Source organism: Sulfurimonas sp., from assembly GCF_014859695.1.
Classification (GTDB): Bacteria; Campylobacterota; Campylobacteria; order Campylobacterales; family Sulfurimonadaceae; genus Sulfurimonas.
The window spans coordinates 1-4,535 of the sequence record NZ_JACUTS010000112.1; the positions used below are offsets into that span (position 1 = coordinate 1).

7 protein-coding genes are annotated in these 4,535 nt (G+C 29.5%); 4 read left to right on the forward strand and 3 right to left on the reverse strand.

Features of this window, described 5'->3' with window-relative positions; translation table 11 throughout:
• Together IBX42_RS11345 and IBX42_RS11350 are read left to right on the forward strand one after the other, a co-directional pair.
• The coding region (locus tag IBX42_RS11345) for a type II toxin-antitoxin system RelE/ParE family toxin (protein ID WP_294933023.1) at positions 1 to 358 on the forward strand (358 nt) is incomplete at its 5' end.
• Positions 348 to 629 (forward strand): XRE family transcriptional regulator, encoded by a 282-nt coding sequence (locus IBX42_RS11350; RefSeq protein WP_294933025.1) that lies wholly within the window; start codon positions 348 to 350, stop codon positions 627 to 629. The genes IBX42_RS11345 and IBX42_RS11350, both read left to right, overlap by 11 nt.
• Positions 630 to 788: 159 nt before the next feature.
• Here the strand turns inward: IBX42_RS11350 and IBX42_RS11355 are convergent, their stop codons facing one another.
• Positions 789 to 983 carry a hypothetical protein gene (locus IBX42_RS11355; RefSeq protein WP_294933027.1) on the reverse strand — a complete coding sequence of 65 codons (195 nt, stop codon included), beginning with the start codon at positions 981 to 983 and terminating at the stop codon, positions 789 to 791.
• A gap of 246 nt (positions 984 to 1,229) precedes the next feature.
• Between IBX42_RS11355 and IBX42_RS11360 the strand changes: the two genes are divergently transcribed.
• The gene (locus IBX42_RS11360) at positions 1,230 to 2,201 is read left to right on the forward strand and encodes a tyrosine-type recombinase/integrase (RefSeq protein WP_294933029.1); all 972 of its coding nucleotides are present in this window, start codon (positions 1,230 to 1,232) and stop codon (positions 2,199 to 2,201) included.
• 157 nt (positions 2,202 to 2,358) lie between these two features.
• On the opposite strand, the gene IBX42_RS11365 is transcribed toward IBX42_RS11360, so the two are convergent.
• Positions 2,359 to 2,730 (reverse strand): helix-turn-helix transcriptional regulator, encoded by a 372-nt coding sequence (locus IBX42_RS11365; RefSeq protein ID WP_294933031.1) that lies wholly within the window; start codon positions 2,728 to 2,730, stop codon positions 2,359 to 2,361.
• Positions 2,730 to 3,980: a HipA domain-containing protein gene (locus IBX42_RS11370; RefSeq protein ID WP_294933032.1), complete on the reverse strand. Its 1,251-nt coding sequence runs from the start codon at positions 3,978 to 3,980 to the stop codon at positions 2,730 to 2,732. Before IBX42_RS11370 ends, IBX42_RS11365 begins: the two co-directional genes overlap by 1 nt.
• A gap of 191 nt (positions 3,981 to 4,171) precedes the next feature.
• On the opposite strand from IBX42_RS11370, the gene IBX42_RS11375 reads away from it, so the two are divergent.
• Entirely contained in the window at positions 4,172 to 4,519 is a 348-nt protein-coding gene (locus IBX42_RS11375) for an AAA family ATPase (RefSeq protein WP_294933034.1), read from the forward strand.
• Positions 4,520 to 4,535 lie beyond the last annotated feature (16 nt).

Below are 4,535 nucleotides of genomic sequence, written 5' to 3' on the forward strand. Positions count from 1 at the left end.
GAGTGGAATAAAAAATAGTTTGGAAGTGGTCTTGACAAAGGGGTGCAGTTTAGAATGGCTCTATTCATTAGCGAAAGAAGATAGAAAAATCATAGGAGCAGATATTCAAACGGTTGAGTTTGGATTTCCTATAGGTATGCCTTTGGTTAGAAAAGTGGATACAAAACATAAATTTTGGGAAGTAAGAAGTAAACTAGCCAGTGATAAAATTGCTAGAGTTATTTTTACTATCTATAAAGATTGCATGATACTTCTACACGGTTTTATAAAAAAAGACCAAAAAATGCCTGAGAAAGAGAAAGCCACAGCGATAGAAAGAAGCAAAAAACTTGATTTAGGAGAGTGTGATGAAAAATAAACATATTGGAAGCAGCTTTGATGAGTTTTTAAAAGAAGATGGTATATATGAAGAAACAACCGATATAGCAATCAAAAGAGTTATAGCTTTTCAAATAGAACAAGAGATGAAAGCTCAAAAAATTACTAAAACAAAAATGGCAGAGATGATGAAAACCAGTAGAGCGGTTGTTAATAGACTTTTAAATCCAAGTCATGGCTCATTAACGCTAAATACTCTTGAAACTGCAACAAGTGTGCTAGGCAAAAAGCTATCTATCTCTATTGTGTAATTTTTGCAAAATAAGTATTCCTTAGTCTAGTAGGAATTATTATTCATCTTTACCAATATACATTGTTTAGAGCATAAATCCCTGAATTTGTAACAAGTTGAAAATACAGGGCTTAGTTTGTGCGAAGAAGTATAATCAAGATTAAGTATTGTAATGCAATTACAAACTTTCCAACTCTTTTCTAAATTTTTGTTCAAAATAAAAATTTACAGCCTCTTCTACAATTTCGCTCATCATTTGAGCTTTCGGTAGCTTTAAACCATCTAAAACTTTAAAAGCTGTCATTGCATCAATTCTTTTTATAGTTTTCTCATTAAATTTGATATTTTTGCCTTTTTTTACATTTTCTTCCATTTAATAGCCTTTTATATATTATATAGCATAAATTATATCTTTTTTTAATTTATTTAACAAATCTCACAAAAATAGATTTTTAGAAACTTTACTAAATACGCAGATAAATTTTATCGCCCTACCCTTTATATCCTCTTATTTATATTACATACTTGCTAGTATGTTGTATATTATATAATTTTTGTGTACAATTAGTGAGTATTTTCTTGATAAGAAGATATATAAAATCAAAGAAATGGATAAATAATGCAACTTTCAAGTGGAGATTTATTAAAAGATTTGCAAAAATGGCAAAAAATGTATATTTTAAGCATTAATGCACTTAGTTATTCTCAAAATACAATTGAGTTATATAATCGAACTATTAATTTCTTTATTGAATATATGAGGGAATTTCAAGAGGAAATACTAATTAATAACATAGAACATATGCATTTTATAAATTTTCTTTCTTTTTTAGATAAAAAAGCAAAACTTGATAAAACAATAAAAAATAAACTAAATTTATCAAAATCTACGAAACAAACATATTTAAAAGGCATTAGAAACTTTTTTATTTACATTAGTGATAATAATGATGAAGGACATACTTATGAAAGATTTTTTAGGAAATTAAAAATTGCTGACTCATCAAGAGCTGAAGAAAAAATTCGTTATCTCTCTGAAGATAAAGTTCAAAAGCTTCTTATCTATTTAGAAAGGCTACTCAAAAAGAAAACCTATAACTCTTATAGAGATTCTCTACTTATTAAATTACTTTTACATTCTGCTTTGAGAATTAGTGAGGCTTTAAATGTAACCTTAGCAGATATTACCTCAGATCAAGATGACAATGAAATCTTAGTAATCAAAGTTTTAGGCAAAGGTGGAAAAATACAATTTGCAAGGATAGTAAAGACACACATCCAAGCTGAGCTAGATTATTTTTCAAATACACTTGGAATTGATTTGGATGAGAATATTTTTGTTACTAAAAGTGGCAAAAAACTCTTAAGAGAAAATGCATATGTTATAGTATCAAATCACTACAAAAGAGCTGGATTTTTTCAAACAGGATTGCATATTTTAAGACATACTCTTGCTATGAGGCTTACTGAAAATGATACTGATATCTTAGTTATAAAAGAGACATTAAGGCATAGTTCTTATAATTCTACAACGGTTTATGCTAAAGCCTCAAGCAAGAGAGTTAGCGGAGGGTTGAAAAGTTTACTATGAGCTTTATTGATACCATTTTGAGGATGTTTTTCTTCTATTTTTATGCTCTTCAAATAACTCTTCATCTTTGATTTTTAACCACAAAGCCGTAATTCTCCCCACTATATCGGCTTTAGCCGTTTAAAGGGTGTGATGAACAAGTACATAGATGGAATTACTATTTAACTCTTTGTTTTTCTATTTTTTCTAACTTGTCTATCTTCTCTTTAGTGGTTTGAAGTAAAAGTTTTTCAAGCTCTTCAAGCCTTCCAAATGTTCTCATTACTTTAATAAAATTTATCATTGATATAGTCCCCTTTTGTTCATAATTAGAGTATGTTGTAGGGGAACTAAGCTGGGCTTCTTTTGCAAAATCACTCTGCTTTTTATTTTGTGAAAGTCGCAAGTTTTTTGCTCTCATGGCTAACACCATTGCTATCTCTTCATCTGTAAGAGTTCCAAAAGCACTATTTGGATTGAGTTTATTTTTAAGTTTTTTCTTTATTTTTGCTTGCGAATTTTGTAGTTTTTTTAAAAGATCATTGCTCATTATAGTGCCCCTTGTAGTGTTCTTTGACTTGTATGATCTAAAATTTGTTTTTGCTTAGACTCCTTTACACCATATTCTTGTAAAAGTTTTGGCAATTCATTATCTCTTAAGTTCTTCATTTTTTTCAAAGAAGCTGCAACAAACTCTAAATCAATCGAAAATTCAGTCGCTAGCGTGGTGATGTCATCAATATTAATAAGCGAAAGAGCTTTACCATATAAAGATAGTTGATGTTCAACTGTCTGCTTCTCACCTTTTGCAAAAGTTAAATCATAAGCTGGTGTAGCTTTATATTTAAAATTGCTATCACACATAAAGGAAAAGTTTCTACTATGATCATCTTGATTAACAAACATATAGTTAAAAAGCATTTGTAAGAAAAGTTGTTTTAGACTCCCTAGTGCTCCTAATTTAACAGCGGTTCTAAGTAAATCTTCATACCCTATAGTTCTGGGAATATTATAATCTAAGTGAAGTAAGCCTGCAAGGGAATGAACATGATATCTTTTACCACTTGCTTCTATATCAAACCTTTTGGTTACAAAATGGTGTTTATCATCAGCCTCGACCAAATAACAATCTGTCATTTCAATACCACTTTTTTTCGCAAGAAGATGATAAATATATTCGACTTTAGAATATGTCGATTTGTTTTCATCATCGTTTGATGTGTCATCATACTTGATTATTACATGTATAAATCCTTCTTTGAGTATTTTTGTGCGATCACCTAAAAATACCTCTTTTGTATCAAGATTAATTGCACCAACAGCTTTACTTCTTGCTCCTCCAACAAATGAGTGAGCACTTATCAAAAAGGCATCCTGCAGCGAGTGATAATCTCCTCCTTTTTTTAATTCCTTAGCTTTTTCAAACATAGATTTTAATGCTATAGTCTCAATGAGCCCATTTGCTTTTTCCATTGATGGTTCATATGTAATTGCACCAAGTCCCCTATGCCCGATAAAAAGAAGTTTATCACTTGCGGTTGGATATTTGTCCAAGTTTTGTAAAAAGAAGTTGTTCAATATTTCATTCCCGAAATTACCAGGTAACGAATCGCTAATAAATCCAGCAACTCTTTGCTGAAATACAAGATGTGTTGTATCTATCTCTTTTTGATTAGAATTTATCATCAAAGGACTTACTTTATAGCACATATCATCAATTTGTTTGAGGTATACTCTGTCTTCTTCTTGATACATGTCTGCAATGTGTTTTCCAAAAATATATACAGAGATTTTTTGCATGCTTATCCTTATTTCATTAATATTTGTAATTATATAATTTTTATGGGTATAATTACAAATATATATGTTTAATCTAGAGTTATATTGACAAAAAGTTTTAGAAAAATATGAGGATAAAGATTTAAATATTTATATAAAATAAACAAAAATATACTATAATGCTAATTCCAAATTAACAAAATGGATTTAATATGTTAGATAATATACGAAAACTTGAAAAAAGAATCTTAAATGAGCTTGCAAGCTCTTATAAACGCTACTTATATGATGCCATAGACTTTTCTTCTCAAATGATAGGTATTGTAGGTGCCCGTGGTGTTGGAAAAACGACTCTTCTTTTACAATATACTCAAACCCTTAAAGAAACAAATGAGCCTTATAAGTCTTTGTATTTTTCATATGACTATCCTACCAACATCGATATTAAGCTCATAGAATTAGCAGAAGAATTTGTGAAGATTGGTGGAACGCACTTAATCATTGATGAAATTCATAAATACCGAGAGCGTAAATCTAACTGTGTAAACCTAAAAAATTAAATTTATTTGATATAGT